This is a genomic window from Huijunlia imazamoxiresistens (assembly GCF_037132455.1).
In the GTDB taxonomy this organism is placed as follows: domain Bacteria; phylum Bacteroidota; class Bacteroidia; order Chitinophagales; family Chitinophagaceae; genus Flavisolibacter; species Flavisolibacter imazamoxiresistens.
Genome location: NZ_JBBBEI010000065.1, coordinates 1 through 505, shown reverse-complemented (window position 1 = coordinate 505; position 505 = coordinate 1). Strand labels below are relative to the sequence as shown.

Genomic DNA, 505 nt, shown 5'->3' with positions numbered 1-505 from the left:
TACGGTCACGCAATGGATGTGGGGGGTCTTCTCATCCATGTGCAGGGCGAACCGGACAATGTTCTCCTTACCGAACTCCTTGCAGGCAAAGTCATAGTTTGCCTGGATCCACTGCTGGAACTGCAGGCCATCCTGGAGCAGCTCCCCCATGCGCTCGGCGCTTCCGGAAAGAATGGTGGTCATGTACCGGATGGCATCCTTCCGGATCCCGCGCTTCCCGGTGTAGCCTTCCTCGATCCGGCGGGCGACGGCCTGCTCCAGCGGCAGGCGGCAGTGCTCAGTTACCGCATAGTTCTTGTTGAGGTGGCGCCGTGCAGGGTCGGCATGCTCGTAGGTGTGCTGTTGGCCTTCGGCCCGGTCGATGTGGTCGCCCAGGGCGCCACCGGTGCTCTTGCCTTTCTCGCAATGAAGGACCGCAAATTGAGTGCTCATGGCTGAGTTCATTGAAGGGTCATGGAATGAGGGCGCGGGGTGGATTTTCAGGGGGTCCGGGGGCGCAGCCCCG

General features: G+C 61.8%; 1 protein-coding gene. It reads right to left on the bottom strand.

Annotation, left to right across the window (positions count from 1 at the left end):
* A partial coding sequence (mobV, locus tag V9K67_RS26705) for a MobV family relaxase (RefSeq protein ID WP_336728134.1) occupies window positions 1-432 on the bottom strand: 432 nt, incomplete at its 3' end.
* Window positions 433-505: the final 73 nt, after the last annotated feature.